The sequence below is a fragment of the Rhizobium sp. 05N430 genome (assembly GCF_056396985.1).
This window is the reverse complement of record NZ_JBFTMO010000007.1, coordinates 14535-31742: the sequence shown is the minus strand read 5'-3', so window position 1 is coordinate 31742 and position 17208 is coordinate 14535. Positions and strand designations below refer to the sequence as shown.

The window sequence follows — 17208 nt, the reverse complement described above, 5'->3', positions numbered from 1 at the left end:
GGACGTAATGAAACATCAGGATGACGCCATTCCCTTTTCCTACCTCGTGAAGGTTGGCCATGTCTCGGCAAACCCCGTCGAGGTTCGCCTTGAGGCGGACGAGAAGGAGCGCAAGGCGCTGGCCGAGAGCTGGGATATCCTGGCGGTCGACGAAATGCGCGCCGAGCTGCAGATCAACCGCTGGAAAAAGGACGGCATCCGCGTCAAGGGCAGGGTGCGAGCCAAGATCGTTCAGGCCTGCGTCGTCACGCTCGAACCGGTGCCCTCTGATATCGACGAGCAATTCGAGCAGATCTTCGTGCCTGAAAATTCCAAGCTTGCCCGCCGCCCGGCCAATGATGCCGGCGAGATGGTGCTGGATCCCGATGGTCCCGATCTGCCGGAAGCCTTTGTTGGCGACAGTATCGATGCCGGCGCCGTGGTGACTGAATTTGCGGCCCTGGCAATCGATCCCTATCCCCGCAAGGCTGGCATCGAGTTTTCCGGACACATCGAAGATGACGGCCAGAAGGACAAGAAGCCTTCGCCGTTCGCTGCGCTGAAAGACTGGAAGAAGGACTGAATACCCGTTGGGTATTTGACATATTTGAGTTGTAAGCGTTACGAAAACCGGTATTTTGGCCGAAATTTCGCCTCCCCGGCGAAAAGAAGGATCAGGGACGCGTGATTAGAATTTCTCTCGACCTCATGGGTGGCGACTTTGGTCCCCAGGTTGTCATCCCAGGTGCCGCAAAGGCATTGGAGCGGCATCCGGATATCTCCTTCGCTTTCTACGGGTTGAAAGAGCAGTGCGATCCGGTTCTGGCGAATTTTCCCAAACTCCGCGACAAGTCTGTTTTCCATGACTGCGAGCTTGCCGTCCGCATGGACGAGAAGCCCAGCCAGGCGCTGCGCCGCGGCCGCTATGTCTCGACCATGTGGCGGTCCATCGAGGCCGTAAAGACCGGTGAGGCCGATGTTGCGGTTTCGGCCGGCAATACCGGCGCGCTGATGGCCATGTCAAAATTCTGTCTGCGGACGATGGCCAATATCGAGCGTCCGGCGATTGCCGCGATCTGGCCGACGCTGCGCGGCGAAAGCATCGTTCTCGATGTGGGTGCCACGATCGGCGCGGACGCGCAGCAGCTGATGGACTTCGCTCTGATGGGCGGCGCCATGGCGCGTGCACTTTTCGATCTCGAACGCCCGACGGTCGGTCTGCTGAATGTTGGCGTTGAAGAGGTCAAGGGTCAGGACGAAGTCAAGGAGGCCGGTCGCCTGCTTCGCGAAGCGGGAATCGAGTCGCTCGAATATTCCGGCTTCGTCGAGGGCAACGATATCGGTAAGGGCACGGTCGACGTTGTCGTCACCGAGGGTTTCTCCGGCAATATCGCCCTGAAGACGGCGGAAGGCACCGCCAAACAGATCAGCACGCTGCTGCGCGAGGCGATGTCGCGCACGCTGATGGCCAGGATCGGCTATCTGCTTGCCAAGAGCGCCTTCGATCTGCTCCGTGAAAAGATGGACCCAAGCAAGGTCAATGGCGGCGTGTTCCTCGGTCTCAACGGCATCGTCATCAAGAGCCATGGCGGCGCCAATGCCGAAGGCATCGCTGCCGCGATCGAAGTCGGTTACGACATGGCCAAGAATGGCCTCAATCAGAAAATAGAAAACGATCTTAAGAAATATCACGCCAAGCGGCTGCCCCCGATCGGGCCGGAAGCTGCGTGAGCGACGGGGTTTAGCAACTATGATCCGTTCAGTGGTTCGCGGGTTCGGATCCGCACTTCCGAAACGCGTAATGACCAATCGTGACATGGAGGACGTTGTCGATACGTCGGACGAGTGGATCGTCCAGCGCACCGGCATCCGCCAGCGCTACATTGCGGGCGAGGGCGAGACGACCTCGTCGCTCGGCGAGGCCGCGGCCCGTGCCGCCCTCGATAACGCCGGCCTGACGCCCGCCGACATCGATCTCATCATCTGTGCCACCTCGACGCCGGACAACACGTTTCCCGCGACGTCCGTCAACATCCAGAACCGTCTCGGCATGAGCCATGGCTTCGCTTTCGACGTTCAGGCTGTCTGCACCGGCTTTGTTTATGCGGTGACGACGGCGGACGCCTATATTCGCGGCGGTCTCGCCAAGCGCGTGCTGGTCATCGGCGCCGAAACCTTCTCCCGCATTCTCGACTGGAACGATCGCACCACCTGCGTTCTGTTCGGCGATGGTGCCGGCGCGATCGTGCTGGAGGCCGCAGAAGGCGAGGGCAAGACCTCGGACCGTGGCGTTCTGACCGCGCATCTTCGCTCTGACGGCTCCCACAAGGACAAGCTTTTCGTCGATGGCGGCCCGTCGAGCACCGGCACTGTCGGCAAACTGCGCATGGAAGGCCGCGAGGTCTTCAAATATGCGGTCGGCATGATCACCGACGTCATTACCGCAGCCTTCGAGGCGACCGGCACGACGTCTGACGATCTCGATTGGCTGGTCCCCCACCAGGCAAATCGGCGCATCATCGACGGTTCGGCCAAGAAGCTGAACATTGCCCCAGAAAAAGTCGTCGTTACCGTCGATCTCCATGGCAACACCTCGGCGGCTTCCATTCCGCTGGCGCTCGCCGTTGCGGCCGGTGACGGCCGCATCAAGAAGGGCGATCTGGTGATGCTGGAGGCCATGGGCGGCGGCTTCACATGGGGCGCCGTATTGCTGCGCTGGTAACGGCATAAATCGCGAAAAACTGGCGACGAACAAGAGCTTGACCGTAAGGCACAAGACAAATAGTCTTTGTTCGCTTTCATAAGATATTTTGTAGTTTGGGCGGGGAAACCATGACCGGAAAGACAGTGACGCGAGCAGACCTGGCGGAATCGGTTTTCCGGAAGGTAGGCCTCTCGCGAACGGAATCCGCCGAGCTTGTCGAAACCGTGATCGACGAGATCTGCAACGCGATCGTCCGCGGCGAGACCGTCAAGCTTTCGTCCTTCGCGACATTCCAGGTCCGCGACAAGAACGAGCGCATCGGCCGCAATCCGAAGACCGGCGAAGAAGTGCCGATTTCACCCCGCCGCGTCATGACCTTCAAGGCGTCAAACGTCCTGAAGACCCGGATTCTCAAGGCGCATACCCTTCGCAAGGTGAAGCAGAAGCCCGTCAATCCGGCCTCCTGAGCCCATCCCGGGCACTGTGCATAATCGATAAATCATTGATGTCATTGCCCGCGATCTGTGGGAACGCGAAGACGTGACTTGAATTCGACGCTTCAAACCGTTGAAATATGATGAGTCGCGGATTGGACCGCCACCGAGGTCGCGTAGGGAGTAGGACGTTGGACAAGAGCCCTGATGCTTTTCGAACCATCAGCGAAGTTGCGGATGACCTTGATCTGCCGCAACACGTCTTGCGCTTCTGGGAAACCCGTTTTCCGCAGATAAAGCCGATGAAGCGCGGCGGTGGACGCCGCTATTATCGTCCTGAGGATGTCGATCTGCTGAAGGGCATCCGGCATCTGCTTTACGATCATGGCTATACGATCAAGGGCGTGCAGAAACTCCTGAAGACCAATGGCAACAAGTTCGTGGTCTCGGTCGCCCATGGCGATCTTGCGAGCGTCGAGGCGCTGGCTGCGAGTTCCAAGGATGGAGCAGGGGCCTCGTCCGAGCCGCGGGTCAGCATGGCCGACGAGGATCAGCTGGTCGGGCGCGCCAAAGCGCCGATCACCCGCCGCTTCTTCAATTTCGTCAGCGGTGAAGACGAACAGGCCGACGTATCGATCGGCAAATCCAGCGTCGGCAAGGAAGACCGGGCCCTGCTTCAGGAAGCGCTCTACGATCTCCTGGAATGCAAGCGCCTGCTCGATCAGGTGCGCTAATCAATTGGATCCACGGAAGTCGAAAGCGCGGAAGTATCTGCTCCCGCGCTTTTTGTGTAGACGTTATTCGAGAACCTGGATGACGCGGTGCGTCTGCGGCTCCACGATCACGCGGCGATCGTTGATGACCGTATAGGCATAGCCGTCTGCATCCGGAACAGTGTGGACTTCGACGGTGTCAGGCAGAGTCGTGCCGACGACGACATCGCCATCATAGACGACCGACGGTACCTGCTGCTCCATCACATAGGTGCGGACTTGTCCTGGAAGGACAATTGCGCCTGTCGGCGCGGGATCGGTGACGATGACAGTGCTCTGCGCGAACGCGGCAGAGCTGACCGTCAGAAATACGGCGGCCGTGGCCAGCATGGTCTTGCGCATGGTGTGAACTCCTTTTCCTACCCAGCTGAGATCAAAACGCCGCTGGATATTCGTTGTTCCCCACACTCAGCCCGCCGCTTGCTCCGCACGCACCATGTCCAGCAACGTGTCGTGGTTGTGAATGCCGTCGAAGTAGAAGCGGATCACATCGCGGGCGACCTGAAGCGCATCGACGCTCTGCTTGTTGAGACGGCGTTCCGCAATGATGGCATCGAAGACGCCCTGCAGCACATCGACCTCGTCAGGGGCGACCGGATCGTGCATCGCGCGTTCTGTGATCGCGTTCATGGAAACCTCCGCATCTCCTCCTGCATATAGGTCAATGTGCGTGCGGCGGCGACGCATTTCAACCAGCAAGCGCGGCAATGGTAATTGAGATGTTACTAAAAAACATTATTCGTCCGCAGCTTGGCGCTGTCTGAAATGGCCAGGGTAACTTCTGTCCATGCGAAGTCTGCGTATCACATTAATAAGTGATTAACCATAAGCGTCGTTTATTCCATCCTGAATGCGGGCGGCTCGTTGATTCGAGAAACCGTCGCGCGAATCTCCCCGTCTGGGGAACAGGAAAGACGATAACGGCGGCTCCCTGACATGCGTTTGCTGAATCTGATATCGATCGTTGCGGTCGCGGGCGTCATGTCCGGCTGTACCTCGACGAGCGGCAGCGTCAAGCAGCCGTCGGCGCCCGAGGCCGTGGCCAGCGAAAAGGCGCTTGTTCTGCCGCCGCCGGGTGGTCCGTCGATCGTCAGCGTCATCGAGACGAAGCGCGGAAACGGTGTCGAGCAGACGCTGGCGCTCTTCACCTCGTCTTCCGTTCCCGGTCAGAACTTTCTTAAGGTTCAGTTTCTCGGCGCCAGCGGTTCCAATCCGGATACCGGCGGCGCCGGCTACAAGATGCTCGGCGAAACCGCGATGTCGCGCGAAGCCTTTGGCGCGGTCCCCGGTGTCGCGATGGCACGCAACACGACATTCCTGCAAAACAGCTACGGACCGTTCTCCTATGCCTCCGGCCGCAGCCGTGGCGGCGATACCTGCATCTACGGCTGGCAGCAGATCCGGTCCAGCCATGCGGCGCATACCCAGGCGCGCAATTTCGGCATGATCCAGGTCAAGCTCCGGCTGTGTGACGCCCGCGCCAGCGAGCGGCAGCTGCTGGCCGTCATGTATGGCTATACGATCACCGGTACGCTGAACGGCGAAATCTGGAACCCCTACGGCGATGTCCGCGGCGCCGATCCGACGCTCGGCCGGACCGGCAGCCCGATCTATCCAGATGATGGCGGTTATCGCCAGATGTCGATGCCGCTGGGCTATGAGCCCGCACCACCGGCCGTCAACCGCGTTGCCGTGCGGCGCACCGTCGTGGCGGCTCAGCCGGCCACTGCACCGCAGACCGTGGTGCAGCAGCTGGCGCCGGTCGGGCCGCGCGTGCCGCTTCCGGATGCGCCGGCGCAGAGTTCACAGGTGGTAGTCCCGGGCGCTCCAGCGCAGCCTGCGGCTCCCGCACAACAATCCGCGCGGGCAGGCGGTGTCGCCGTCCCCTCGCCAGACTGCATAGGCGATGCGGCCATGACGGCCGCCTGCCGGAGATAGACGGGCATGCCCGGGCCATCAGGCCCGGTTTTGTTATTTCGAAGGGACGTCGATGCATAAGGCCCGAAGCATCCTCATATGGGCGGTTGTCTCGCTCTGCGTGATCGCATTGATCACTCTGCCGGTGAATCTGCAGACGCAGCTCATCGCCAGCATCACCGTGGTCACCATCATGGCGATCATCAAGGTGATGAAGGGCGAGGGGACCTGGCGGCTGATCGCGCTCGCCTTCGGTACCTCTATCGTTCTGCGCTATGTCTATTGGCGAACGACGAACACCCTGCCGCCGGTCAACCAGCTCGAGAATTTCATTCCCGGTCTGCTTCTCTACCTCGCTGAAATGTATTCGGTCGCCATGCTGGCGCTCAGCCTTTTCATCGTCGCCACGCCGCTGCCGCCGCGCCCGTCGCGCGCTGCCCGCAATGACCGCCACCCGCATGTCGATGTCTTCGTGCCGTCCTATAACGAAGACGCGCATCTGCTCGCCAACACTCTGGCAGCCGCCAAGGCAATGGATTATCCGGCCGACAAGCTGCATGTCTGGCTGCTTGATGACGGTGGCACGCTTCAGAAGCGCAATTCCAACAAGCTTGTCGAAGCCCAGGCCGCCGCCGCGCGGCACAATGAGTTGAAGCAGCTTTGCGAAGATCTCGACGTCAAATACCTGACCCGCGAGCGCAACGAGCATGCCAAGGCCGGCAATCTCAACAACGGCATGAAGCACTCGACCGGCGAACTGATCGCCGTCTTCGACGCCGACCACGCCCCGGCGCGCGACTTCCTGCTGGAAACGGTCGGCTATTTCGACGACGACCCGAAGCTCTTCCTGGTCCAGACGCCGCATTTCTTCATCAATCCGGATCCGCTCGAGCGCAACCTGCGCACCTTCGACAACATGCCGAGCGAGAACGAGATGTTCTACGGCATCATCCAGCGCGGCCTCGACAAGTGGAATGCCGCCTTCTTCTGCGGCTCGGCTGCGGTTCTCAGCCGCCGGGCGCTGGAAAGCCAGGGCGGCTTCTCCGGTATCAGCATCACCGAGGACTGCGAAACGGCGCTGGCGCTGCATGGCACCGGCTGGAACTCGATCTATGTCGACAAGCCGCTGATCGCTGGCCTGCAGCCTGCCACCTTCGCCAGCTTCATCGGCCAGCGCAGCCGCTGGGCACAGGGCATGATGCAGATCCTGCGTTTCCGCTTCCCGCTCCTGAAGCGCGGCCTGACGATCCCGCAGCGCCTCTGCTACATGTCCTCGACGCTGTTCTGGCTCTTCCCGTTCCCGCGCACGATCTTCCTCTTCGCGCCGCTCTTCTACCTGTTCTTCGATCTCGAAATCTTCACCGCATCGGGCGGCGAGTTCCTGGCCTATACGCTAGCCTACATGCTCGTGAACCTGATGATGCAGAACTATCTCTATGGTTCGTTCCGCTGGCCATGGATTTCCGAGCTCTACGAGTATGTGCAGACCGTTCATCTGCTGCCCGCCGTCGTCTCCGTGATGCTCAATCCACGCAAGCCGACCTTCAAGGTGACGGCGAAGGACGAATCGATCGCCGTCAGCCGCCTGTCGGAAATCAGCCGTCCGTTCTTCGTGATTTTCGCGGTGCAGATAATCGCATTGATCATCACCATCTACCGCATCTATGCCGAGCCCTATAAGGCCGACGTGACGCTCGTCGTCGGCGGCTGGAACATCATCAACCTGATTATGGCCGGCTGTGCACTGGGTGTGGTCTCCGAGCGTGGCGAGCGTTCCTCGTCGCGGCGCGTGCGCGTCAATCGGCGCTGCGAACTCGGCGTCAATGGAAAGTGGTATACCGCCTCGATCGAGGACGTCTCGGTCCATGGCGCCCGTCTGCACGTGTTCAACAAGCAGCTCGACCTGATGGCGATCGGCGCCGAAGGCGAGATCCGGTTCCGTCCCTATAGCGGTGCCGATCTCGAAACCTTGCCGCTCATCGTCCGCAACATCGAGCCCTCGGGCGATATCACCGCGGTCGGCTGCCAATATATTCCGAAGAGCGCGCTCGATCACCGGCTGATCGCCGACCTAATGTTTGCCAATTCCGATCAGTGGACGCAGTTCCAGCAGGGCCGCCGCCGCAATCCGGGGCTGATCCGCGGCACCATCTGGTTCCTCGGCCTGTCGCTCTATCAGACGAGCCGCGGCCTGGTTTACTTCTTCCGCAGCATGCGGCCGGAGCGCGAACAGGCTCAGCAGCAGCAACAGACGGCAAAGGCGAACAGCTGATGAAGAAGCTTGCCGCTGCCTCCGCCCTGCTTCTCAGCGCCTCGGCGATCGCTTATGCGCAGACCGCCCAGGCGCCTGCGCCTTTCGACATGTCCGGTGAACGCCCGACCGGGCTGCAGCCGATGGTGCCGCGGCTGACGCTTCCCGCCCAGCAGCCAGCCGCCATTCCGCCACAGCCGGCACCCGTTCCTGCCGCCCCTGTCTCCGCCGCACCCATCCCGGCAACACCCCCGCAAGCCGCGCCAACGGCCGCCGTTCCGGCAACGCCGCCCGTCTTTTCGCAACCGGCCGCAGCGCCGGCGTCGGTCCCGGCAGCGCCTGTTCCTGCCGTGCCGGTCAATGTCCAGCAACCGGCGCCGCAGGCGCCCTCCGCCGAGCAAGCGGCAGCGCCGGATGCGGCCTCGGCTGCGCGTGCGGCCGGAAATGTCGTGCGTTACGTCGTACCGGCAGCAAAGTTCGGCCTTGAAGGCGAGTACGACCGCAAGTCCTGGACCGTCTATCTGACGCCGGAGCAGGCGGCTGCACCGGCAAAGTTCAATTTCGCCTATCAGAACTCGATCGTCGTCGCCCCCGAGGCCTCGCAGCTGACGGTGCTGATCAACAACCGGCCGGTCGGCCAGCAGCAGGTCGGCTCGCCCGACAGCCAGTCCTCGGTCAGTTTCGACGTGCCGCGCGGTCTCTTGCAGCCAGGCGCCAATCTTCTGACCTTCGAGACCAATCAGCGCCACCGCACCGATTGCAGCATCCAGTCGACCTATGAACTCTGGTCGAACATCGATCCGTCACAGACCTATTTCAGTTTCGCCGGACAGGATGCCGCCAAGCTTTCGAGCACCGATGCGATCCGCGCGATCGGTGTCGATGGCGCCGGCAAAACCGAATTCGACCTGCTGGTCCCGGCGCTCGAACAGCCAGGCACCACCAAGCCGCTGCTGCGATTGACCCAGGGCCTCTCTGTGCTGAGCGGAATGCCGAACCAGACCTTCTCGTTCAGCACCGACCGGGTGCCTGCAGGTGGGGCCGGAAAGCTCAGTGTTCTCGTCGGGACGCCGGCCGAGCTTGCGCCTTACTTCCCGGCACTGCCGCCGGCCGTTCAGGCTGCCCCGCTTGCCACCTTTGCCACCGATCCGCGGAGCGGCGCGACCGTGCTTCTGATCAGCGGTCCGTCCTGGCCGGCAATCTCGGCGGCGATCGATACGATCGTGTCGCCGACCGACCGCTCGCCGGCGGTCCGCCGCGACGTACTGACGACGCAGCGCTGGACGGCGCCGGATGCGCCGCTGCTCTTCGAGGATACCCGACTCAGCTTCCAGCAACTCGGCGTCAAGACCACCGAATTCTCCGGCCGCCGGTTCAGGACCGATTTCAACGTCGCCGTTCCCGCCGATTTCTACGCCAATGCCTATGGCGAGGCGACGGTGCTGCTCGATGCTGCCTATACCGAGAATGTGCTGCCCGGCAGCCATATCGATATCTATGTGAACGGCAACATTGCCTCGACCGTGCCGATCACCTCGACCGGCGGCGGCATCCTGCGCCATCTGCCGATCCGCGTGACCATGCGGCACTTCAAGCCGGGCCTGAACGAGCTCGCGCTTGAGGCGATCCTGCAGACCAAGGACGATGCCGCCTGCGTGCCGGGCTCGACGGCCGCCAGCACGCCGCGTTTCGCCCTGTTCGACACCACCGAATTCCACATGCCGGATTTCGCCCGCGTCGGCCAGCGGCCCAATCTCGCGGCGATGGCAGGCACCGCCTATCCCTACGGACGGCTGACCGGACCGATGCCGCTGTTCATCGATCGCGCCGATGCCGATACGCTGTCGGCGACCGCGACGCTGCTTGGCCAGATGGCAAGCGTCGCCGGTCACCCGATCGATATCGAAACCTCGGCGTCGCCAAGCACGATCGGCGATCGCGACGCGATCTTCATCGGCTCGATCTCGCAGCTTCCGGCGACCGCGCTCTCGCAGGTCAACGTGGCGACCGCCAGCCAGGCCTCGTGGCGCCCGGTGCCCGACACCCAGGCGGCGCAGACGGATACCAATGCAGCCTTCGATGAATGGCGCTCGAAAGTCAGCGGTGGCGCCTGGAGCGGCCAGGTGACGGCTTTCCAGGAGTGGATGCGCCGCAACTTCGATATCTCGCTGAGCTCGCTGCAATTCGTGCCCGGCGCGGAAGAAGTCTTCGCGCCGTCGAACGTCGCGACCATGATGGTCGCCCAGGGGGCAAGCCCCGAAGGCGGTGGCACCTGGACGCTGGTCACCGCGCCATCCGCCAAGGATCTGCGCGAAGGCGCCGAAGCGCTGACCTCGCAGGCGAACTGGCCGCAAATCTCCGGCCATATCACCACCTATTCGTCGAAGACCGGCAAGGTCGAAAGCGTGCCGGTGACGCGCTTCGATTTCGTTCCCTCGCAGACCGGTACGATCGCCAACTACCGGCTGATCGCCGCTAACTGGCTGTCGACCAACATCCTGTCCTACGCCTTCCTCCTCGTCGTCCTGTCTATCCTGATCGGCGTTACGACATCGAGCATGCTCGGCCGGCTGGGGCGCGGAAAATGAGGGCGCTCGCGGCACGGCTGATGGCAGGCGCCGTCGCGCTCACCGTGCTGTGGCAGCCGGTGGCCGCTCAGCAGGTGCTCGTCGCCCCGCAGGCCTGGGCCGCCTACAAGACGCAGTTCGTCGATCAGACCGGCCGCGTCATCGACAACGGTAACGGCAATATCAGCCATAGCGAAGGGCAGGGCTATGGCCTGCTGCTTTCCTATCTGGCGAACAGCCCGTCCGATTTCGAGCAGATCTGGTATTTCACCCGCACCGAGCTGCTGCTGCGCAATGATGGATTGGCAGTGTGGAAATGGGATCCGGCCTCCAAGCCGCATGTCACCGACACCAACAACGCGTCCGACGGCGATCTCTTGATCGCCTATGCCCTGGCGCTGGCAGGCACGGCCTGGAACAAGCCTGATTATATCGAGGCTGCCGCCAAGATGGCGCATTCGCTGCTGACAGAGGCAGTCGTGCAATCGGGCGGGCGGACGCTGCTGATGCCGGGTGTGGAAGGCTTCATGCCGCCGGGCCGCAAGGACGGCCCGGTCATCAACCCGTCCTACTGGATCTATGAGGCCCTGCCGGTGATGGCGCTGCTCGCGCCATCCGATCAGTGGCAGAAACTGACGGATGACGGGCTGGCGCTGCTGCGCTCTATGCAGTTCGGCCCGCGCAAACTGCCCGCCGAATGGGTGAGCCTGGCGCGCATGCCGGCCCCGGCCGAAGGCTTCGATGCCGAGTTTGCCTATAACTCGGTTCGCATCCCGCTTTATCTCGCCCGCGCCGGCATTGCCGACAAGGCGCTGCTCTCCCGGCTGCAGGAGGGGATGACGGTAGACGGTGCTCCGGCCACCATCGATCTAACGACAGGTAAACCGAAAGCCGCGCTTTCCGATGCCGGTTATCGAATTGTTAACGATGTTGTGGCCTGTGTAGTAAATGGCACAAGGCTGCCAGAATCAGCCTTGCAGTTCTCGCCAGCGCTCTACTATCCGTCCACCCTCCAGCTGCTCGGGCTGGCCTTTGTCGGGGAGAAACATCCGGAGTGTCTGTGAAGTCCTCTCTCGTTGCAATTTCCGCCGCGGTCGTGGTGGCTGGTGTCATCACCGGCCTGAAGGATCGTGCGGCGCTTCAGCAGCGTTTCGGGATGGGCGAAGAGGAGAAGGCTCCGAACCTGATGCTGATGGAGCGGATCAAGGGGCCGGATGCGCCGGCCGATCCGAAGATCGACGTCCAGGCAATCACCGATCGTCTGCAGGCCGCAGCACCCGTCCTCACGGCGCAGACGCAGGCGCCAGCCCCCGTTATCGCAACACCGCAGCCTCAGCCGCCCGCCAGCGCAGCGATGACGCCGGTCGAGACCGCCCAGCAGACGCCGCCGCAGCCCGTCCAGCAGCAGACATCCGCACCGCAATCGCAGGCGCAGCCGAAGGTCGATGAGAGCGCGCTGCGCTATTTCGCCAGCCGCGGCGACAAGGTGCGTCTGCAGGCCGAAATCTCGCGTCTCCAGGCGCTCTACCCGAACTGGGTGCCGCCAGCCGATCCGCTCGCCGTTCCGCAAAGCGGCGACAGGCAGCTCGAAACCATGTGGCAGCTCTATTCCGAAGGCCGCTACGCGGAGCTTCGCAAGGCGATCGCCGATCGGCAGACGGCCGAGGCAGCCTGGCAGCCGCCCGCAGACCTGCTCGACCGCCTCGACGTTGCCGAAGCGCGGGCGCGGCTGGTCAATGCCTCCGATCTCAAGCAATACGCGACGGTCATCGATATCGGCTCGGCGACTCCGAGCCTGCTGACCTGCAGTGATATCGACGTTCTCTGGCGCGTTGCCGAAGCCTTCGTCAGCAGCGACCGCCAGCAGCGCGGCGTCGATGCCTATAGCTACATCCTGAAGAACTGCACCAATGCGCAGGAGCGCCTGGCGACGATCCAGAAGGCGGCGTCCGTTCTGCCCTACCAGCCGATGCAGTCGCTGCTCGCTCTCGAGCAGCCTGCCGTTAGCGGCGCCCGCGAATTCGATGCCATTCGTGATGATCTGGCCCGCCGCTTCCTCGCCGAGGGCAATGCCGACGACAAGCTGATGGTGGCGCCCGATTATATCTCCCGGGTCGAGCGGCTTGCCGAAGCGCAGGGCCAGCCGGCCGATGCGCTGTTGCTCGGCTGGTATCAGCTGCGCCGCCAGAATGCCGAGGACGCCGAGAAGTGGTTCCGCGCCGCCCGCACCAAGGAAGACAGCGCATCCGCGTCCGAAGGTCTGGCGCTGGCCCTCATCGACAGAAAGGCGCCGCAGGAAGCCGAAGACGTCATGTATAAATGGCGCACGGACTCCAAAGACGCCATGGACACCTATCTGGCCGCGACCGCCAACGTCATGGCGCTTCAGCCGCCCGCCAATCTCAGCGAGGATGTGCTGGGCCGCATGGCCGCCGAAATCATCGCCCAGAAATATGTCCCGACCGCCCAGCAGTTCGGCTGGTATGCGCGCTCGCTGAACCAGCCGCAGACAGCTGCCCGCTGGTTCGAGACGGCGCTGCGCTGGAAGCCGGATGACGAGCCGTCCGCCTACGGCCTGGCGATCACCCGCGAGCAGCTGAACGACCGCAAAGGCGTTGCCGAAGTGCAGCGTCTCTGGGCCGGTCATTCGCAGCGTATCGCAACGCTCGACGATACCTCGTCGCTGACGCCGAACACATCGCAGCCGCTTCCGGGGCCCGGCCAGGCACCGCAGACCGGCGCTCCTGCCGCGGTCGCACCTGTTCAGCAACAAGCCGTACAGCCGGTGCAGCAACAGATGCAGTCGGTGCAGGCGCAGCCGCAACAATACCAGCAGTATCAGCCAGTCCAGCAATACCAGCAGCAGCCCGTTCAACAGCAGCAGCAGGCTGCACTTCGCCCGCGCCCGCGCGCCCCGGTCGCCGATTATGCCGAGCCGCTGCAGACGCGCAACGTCGAACGCGGCGGCCGCCAGCCGCGCGGCTGCTCCACGACCGTTGACGCCGATATGCTGAACCCGGGCGATGCGCTGAACCGTGGCTGGTGCCTGATGGACCTCAACCGCCCGATGGAGGCGATCGGTGCCTTCGAGACAGCGCTGAAGAGCCCGGTTCGTCAGAACCGCGAAGATGCCGCCTACGGCCAGAGCCTTGCCTACCTGCGCGCCGGCCTTTCCAACAACGCCGCCGTTGCCGCAACCCGGGCACCGCAGAACCGCCAGCGCGCCGCCGAGCTCCAGGTTGCCATTCTCGCCGACCGGGCGCTTTCGGCCTATGGCGCCAAGCGCTACCGCGAGACGCTGATCTTCCTCGACCAGCGCGCCCAGCTGAAGCAGGAAACCATCGACCTGATGGTGCTGCGCGGCTACTGCTACCTGAACCTCAAGATGTATGGCGACGCCACGCGCGTCTTCGAGGCGGCTGCTGCGACCGGCAGCAAGGATGCCAACCGCRGCTTGGCCGATGTCCGCAACGCAACGCACCCCGATACCGTTTACTGACCTTGGCAATCGCGCCTGCCGCGGATAGACAGGTTCCGCAAGAGGGACTCGCGCGATGAGAACATCCAAGGTCATCCATGTCGTTACCTGCCATGCCGAAGGCGAGGTGGGGGATGTGATCGTCGGTGGCGTCGCGCCGCCGCCGGGCGAGACTGTCTGGGACCAGTCCCGCTTCATCGCCAGCGACGAGACGCTGCGCAACTTCGTGCTCAACGAGCCGCGCGGCGGCGTCTTCCGTCATGTGAACCTCTTGGTGCCGCCGAAGAACCCGAAGGCACAGATGGGCTGGATCATCATGGAGCCGGCAGACACGCCGCCGATGTCCGGCTCGAATTCCATCTGCGTCGCGACCGTGCTGCTCGATACCGGCATCATCCCGATGCAGGAGCCGGAAACGAAGATGATCATCGAGCCGCCGGCCGGTCTCATCGAGGTCACGGCCACCTGCAGGAACGGCAAGGCCGAGCGCATCAGCGTCAAGAACGTCGCCTCCTTCGCCGACAAGCTCGATGCCAGGCTTGAGGTCGAGGGGCTCGGCACGCTCACCGTCGATACCGCCTATGGCGGCGACAGCTTCGTCATCGTCGATGCCCATGCTCTGGGTTTTGCGATCGCCCCGCACGAGGCCCGCGATCTCGCCGAACTCGGCATGAAGATCACCAAGGCGGCCAACGAGCAGCTGGGTTTCGTCCACCCCGTCAACAGCGGCTGGGACCACATCTCCTTCTGCCAGTTCGCGGCCCCCGTCGTCGTCGAGAACGGTATCCTGACCGGCGCCAACGCCGTCGCCATCCGCCCCGGCAAGATCGACCGTTCGCCGACCGGCACCGGCTGCTCGGCCCGCATGGCGGTTCTCCATGCCAAGGGTCAGATGAAGGTCGGCGACAAATTCACCGGCCGCTCGATCATCGGCTCCGAGTTCCATTGCTCGATCGATTCCGAAGCCGATATCGGCGGCAAGCCCGGCATCGTGCCGATCATATCCGGCCGCGCCTGGGTGACCGGAACGCAGCAGCTGATGCTCGATCCGTCCGATCCCTATCCGTCCGGATACCGCCTGTCCGATACCTGGCCGATGGAAAAGCAAAGCGGCTGAACCGCGCCAAGGCCCGCCACTCATTTAGCAGACAAGGAATACGCAGTGCCCAATTCCAATATCTTCGGCAAAGACTATGACGCCTTCCTGTTCGACATGGACGGCACGCTGGTGAATTCGATCGCCGTCGTGGAGCGCGTCTGGGGCGACTGGGCAAAGCGCCACGGCCTGGAGCCTGAGGTCTTCATGAAGACGGTGCACGGCGTGCGCGCCTCCGATACTGTCCGCAATCTCGGCCTGCCGGGCGTCGATCCCTTCCACGAGGCCAAGCTGCTGCTGGATGCCGAGATGGAAGATGTCGAAGGCATCATCGAGATACCCGGCGCCATCGATTTCGTGAAAAGCCTCCCCGACGACCGCTGGGCGATCGTGACGTCCGCCCCTGCCGAACTCGCCTTCAAGCGCCTGAAGGCGGCGGGCATTCCGCTGCCGAAGGTGATGGTCACGGGAGAAGAAGTCTCCGCAGGCAAGCCGAGCCCGGAATGCTACATCCTCGGCGCCAAGCGCCTCGGCGTCGATCCGGCCCGCTGCCTCGTGTTCGAAGATGCCGTCGCAGGGATCCTCGCAGGCGAGGCGGCCGGTGCCGATGTCGTGGTCATCACCACCACCCACGCAACGCCGTTCGAAACACCGCACGCCGAAACAGATAGCTACGTGGATTACCGCGCCGAAGCCAAGCCCGGCGCACTCGTCCTCTCGACTGCAAAATAGGGCCACGGCTTTTTGCAGGTGGAGCTCCTTTTTCCACTTGCATTCAAGCCGTCGAAAAACTAAACGATGCAAGCCGTTTAGGCAGGTCGGGGCGTAGCGCAGCCCGGTAGCGCACTTGACTGGGGGTCAAGGGGTCGCAGGTTCATTATACGGACTCAGCGACAGTGTTCAAACCGACCGAGCCAAGGCATGACGGAATGTAGCGCAGTCTGGTAGCGCACTTGACTGGGGGTCAAGGGGTCGTCGGTTCAAATCCGGCCATTCCGATATTTTTCAAAGGGTTGGCTAGGTCGCCTTCCTTTTACATACCGAAAGGCCGACGAGATACTTCTTCGTCGGCCTTTTTTTATGTCATGGCTCTTCGATTTGCGCACAACGTTATACGAAGTCGATGCGCGTGTTCATATACATACCTTTCAAAGGGTTATGAGTGTGGACGTGTTCACCGACCTCGCAGCGGGCTCCAACTGAACACTTTATTCAGATAAAAAGCATGCGCCGACTAGGCGCATTCCGCTTAATTGGGCTGATCAGGATATCGATTCTTTGTAATAGCCGGAGCGATCAGCCCAATTCACAAGAAAAGACGGCCCATGGGCCGACCAAATGGCGGAGCCCATGGACCCGCGACCGCAGGGAGTGGGCTTGTTCACAGGGAGATCAACCGTGTCGGGCTATCCACGTCGAACCCGCCGTCAAGAAGCGTCGTGTCCTGCCGATGACGATCGAAGTTGGGCTATCTCTTGCGGGGCGTAAACGGGGTAGCCATTTCCAGTAGGATTCGTCGGTCTCACCTTAAAGGCACGCTCCCGCTCATAAGCCAGTAGCCGGGACCTGTGGTGTTGTAGTGGTCATTGAACGAACAAGGTCACGATTGCCAACGAACGCCGACGCCGTAGTTCAGCTGGCTGCGCGCGTCACTCCATCCGAGGAATTCGACGCCTTTGTCGATGTAGAATGCGCGGAGTTTCTCTACGGCACTCGGCCAAGGCTGACCGGTTTCCAGTTTGCCGATGGCGTTTGACGCGAGACCAGACTCCGCAGCGACTTGACTTTGTTTAAGGCCAAGCAGGTTTCTAGCTGCAGCGAAAGACGTTCCAGCTTTCTCAGTGTGATATTGCTCACCGTCAGTGAAGTCGACGTTTGATGGTGCCCGCCATCGAGCGCCAGCTCGCGCGACCTCTCGCCCAAACTTCAATTCGCCCAGAAACTCGATGCCCCTCGATTCGTAGAATTCGAGGAGCCGCACGTTGTGTTCATTCATAGTAGAGGTTCCG

Annotated in this window: 15 protein-coding genes and 2 tRNA genes; 14 read left to right on the top strand and 3 right to left on the bottom strand. The window is 62.4% G+C overall.

The features are described from left to right. Positions 1-7: 7 nt before the first annotated feature. From AC1DJO_RS15975 to AC1DJO_RS15955, 5 genes are all read left to right on the top strand, one after another. Entirely contained in the window at positions 8-562 is a 555-nt protein-coding gene (locus AC1DJO_RS15975) for a DUF177 domain-containing protein (protein ID WP_112389602.1), read from the top strand. 101 nt (positions 563-663) lie between these two features. Continuing rightward, positions 664-1710 (top strand): phosphate acyltransferase PlsX, encoded by a 1047-nt coding sequence (gene plsX, locus AC1DJO_RS15970; protein WP_112389603.1) that lies wholly within the window; start codon positions 664-666, stop codon positions 1708-1710. 19 nt (positions 1711-1729) lie between these two features. Further along, positions 1730-2701, top strand: coding sequence for a beta-ketoacyl-ACP synthase III (locus tag AC1DJO_RS15965; RefSeq protein WP_477971675.1), 972 nt, complete (start codon positions 1730-1732; stop codon positions 2699-2701). 110 nt (positions 2702-2811) lie between these two features. Then, complete coding sequence (locus tag AC1DJO_RS15960) at positions 2812-3150, top strand: integration host factor subunit alpha (protein ID WP_112389605.1); 339 nt, start codon at positions 2812-2814, stop codon at positions 3148-3150. A 110-nt stretch (positions 3151-3260) separates the two neighbouring features. Beyond that, positions 3261-3851, top strand: coding sequence for a MerR family transcriptional regulator (locus AC1DJO_RS15955; protein WP_112389606.1), 591 nt, complete (start codon positions 3261-3263; stop codon positions 3849-3851). Positions 3852-3914: 63 nt separating this feature from the next. On the opposite strand, the gene AC1DJO_RS15950 is transcribed toward AC1DJO_RS15955, so the two are convergent. Both AC1DJO_RS15950 and AC1DJO_RS15945 read right to left on the bottom strand, forming a co-directional pair. After that, complete coding sequence (locus tag AC1DJO_RS15950; RefSeq protein ID WP_477971673.1) at positions 3915-4232, bottom strand: DUF1236 domain-containing protein; 318 nt, start codon at positions 4230-4232, stop codon at positions 3915-3917. 66 nt (positions 4233-4298) lie between these two features. Next, on the bottom strand, positions 4299-4520 hold the full coding sequence (locus AC1DJO_RS15945) for a hypothetical protein (protein ID WP_477971671.1): 222 nt from the start codon (positions 4518-4520) through the stop codon (positions 4299-4301). A 306-nt stretch (positions 4521-4826) separates the two neighbouring features. On the opposite strand from AC1DJO_RS15945, the gene bcsN reads away from it, so the two are divergent. The 9 genes from bcsN to AC1DJO_RS15900 all read left to right on the top strand — a co-directional run bounded on the left by bcsN (position 4827) and on the right by AC1DJO_RS15900 (position 16198). Next, a complete protein-coding gene (bcsN, locus tag AC1DJO_RS15940; protein WP_477949760.1) occupies positions 4827-5828 on the top strand; it encodes a cellulose biosynthesis protein BcsN in 1002 nt (333 codons plus the stop codon). 52 nt (positions 5829-5880) lie between these two features. Further along, complete coding sequence (bcsA, locus tag AC1DJO_RS15935) at positions 5881-8079, top strand: UDP-forming cellulose synthase catalytic subunit (RefSeq protein WP_112537473.1); 2199 nt, start codon at positions 5881-5883, stop codon at positions 8077-8079. Next, positions 8079-10646: a cellulose biosynthesis cyclic di-GMP-binding regulatory protein BcsB gene (locus AC1DJO_RS15930; protein ID WP_477971669.1), complete on the top strand. Its 2568-nt coding sequence runs from the start codon at positions 8079-8081 to the stop codon at positions 10644-10646. Before bcsA ends, AC1DJO_RS15930 begins: the two co-directional genes overlap by 1 nt. Beyond that, a complete protein-coding gene (locus tag AC1DJO_RS15925; RefSeq protein WP_112517006.1) occupies positions 10643-11689 on the top strand; it encodes a glycosyl hydrolase family 8 in 1047 nt (348 codons plus the stop codon). The genes AC1DJO_RS15930 and AC1DJO_RS15925 overlap by 4 nt, the downstream gene beginning before the upstream one ends. Then, positions 11686-14124 carry a cellulose synthase gene (locus tag AC1DJO_RS15920; protein WP_477972011.1) on the top strand — a complete coding sequence of 813 codons (2439 nt, stop codon included), beginning with the start codon at positions 11686-11688 and terminating at the stop codon, positions 14122-14124. The genes AC1DJO_RS15925 and AC1DJO_RS15920 overlap by 4 nt, the downstream gene beginning before the upstream one ends. A 55-nt stretch (positions 14125-14179) precedes the next feature. Beyond that, positions 14180-15220: a trans-3-hydroxy-L-proline dehydratase gene (locus tag AC1DJO_RS15915; RefSeq protein ID WP_477971667.1), complete on the top strand. Its 1041-nt coding sequence runs from the start codon at positions 14180-14182 to the stop codon at positions 15218-15220. Between the two features lie 96 nt (positions 15221-15316). After that, entirely contained in the window at positions 15317-15931 is a 615-nt protein-coding gene (locus tag AC1DJO_RS15910; protein ID WP_477972009.1) for an HAD family hydrolase, read from the top strand. A 90-nt stretch (positions 15932-16021) separates the two neighbouring features. Beyond that, positions 16022-16116, top strand: a tRNA-Pro gene (locus AC1DJO_RS15905). Positions 16117-16124: 8 nt separating this feature from the next. Next, positions 16125-16198, top strand: a tRNA-Pro gene (locus AC1DJO_RS15900). Positions 16199-16799: 601 nt separating this feature from the next. On the opposite strand, the gene AC1DJO_RS15895 is transcribed toward AC1DJO_RS15900, so the two are convergent. Further along, positions 16800-17195 carry a helix-turn-helix domain-containing protein gene (locus tag AC1DJO_RS15895; RefSeq protein WP_477971665.1) on the bottom strand — a complete coding sequence of 132 codons (396 nt, stop codon included), beginning with the start codon at positions 17193-17195 and terminating at the stop codon, positions 16800-16802. Positions 17196-17208: the final 13 nt, after the last annotated feature.

Bases quoted from the DNA above. Each gene is read 5' to 3' on its own strand.
- AC1DJO_RS15960 (WP_112389605.1), top strand. From the start codon at position 2,812: ATGACCGGAAAGACAGTGACGCGAGCAGACCTGGCGGAATCGGTTTTC.
- AC1DJO_RS15955 (WP_112389606.1), top strand. From the start codon at position 3,261: ATGAGTCGCGGATTGGACCGCCACCGAGGTCGCGTAGGGAGTAGGACG.
- AC1DJO_RS15965 (WP_477971675.1), top strand. From the start codon at position 1,730: ATGATCCGTTCAGTGGTTCGCGGGTTCGGATCCGCACTTCCGAAACGC.
- AC1DJO_RS15975 (WP_112389602.1), top strand. From the start codon at position 8: ATGAAACATCAGGATGACGCCATTCCCTTTTCCTACCTCGTGAAGGTT.
- AC1DJO_RS15925 (WP_112517006.1), top strand. From the start codon at position 10,643: ATGAGGGCGCTCGCGGCACGGCTGATGGCAGGCGCCGTCGCGCTCACC.
- bcsA (WP_112537473.1), top strand. From the start codon at position 5,881: ATGCATAAGGCCCGAAGCATCCTCATATGGGCGGTTGTCTCGCTCTGC.
- AC1DJO_RS15895 (WP_477971665.1), bottom strand. From the start codon at position 17,195: ATGAATGAACACAACGTGCGGCTCCTCGAATTCTACGAATCGAGGGGC.
- bcsN (WP_477949760.1), top strand. From the start codon at position 4,827: ATGCGTTTGCTGAATCTGATATCGATCGTTGCGGTCGCGGGCGTCATG.
- AC1DJO_RS15915 (WP_477971667.1), top strand. From the start codon at position 14,180: ATGAGAACATCCAAGGTCATCCATGTCGTTACCTGCCATGCCGAAGGC.
- AC1DJO_RS15950 (WP_477971673.1), bottom strand. From the start codon at position 4,232: ATGCGCAAGACCATGCTGGCCACGGCCGCCGTATTTCTGACGGTCAGC.
- AC1DJO_RS15910 (WP_477972009.1), top strand. From the start codon at position 15,317: ATGGACGGCACGCTGGTGAATTCGATCGCCGTCGTGGAGCGCGTCTGG.
- AC1DJO_RS15930 (WP_477971669.1), top strand. From the start codon at position 8,079: ATGAAGAAGCTTGCCGCTGCCTCCGCCCTGCTTCTCAGCGCCTCGGCG.
- AC1DJO_RS15945 (WP_477971671.1), bottom strand. From the start codon at position 4,520: ATGAACGCGATCACAGAACGCGCGATGCACGATCCGGTCGCCCCTGAC.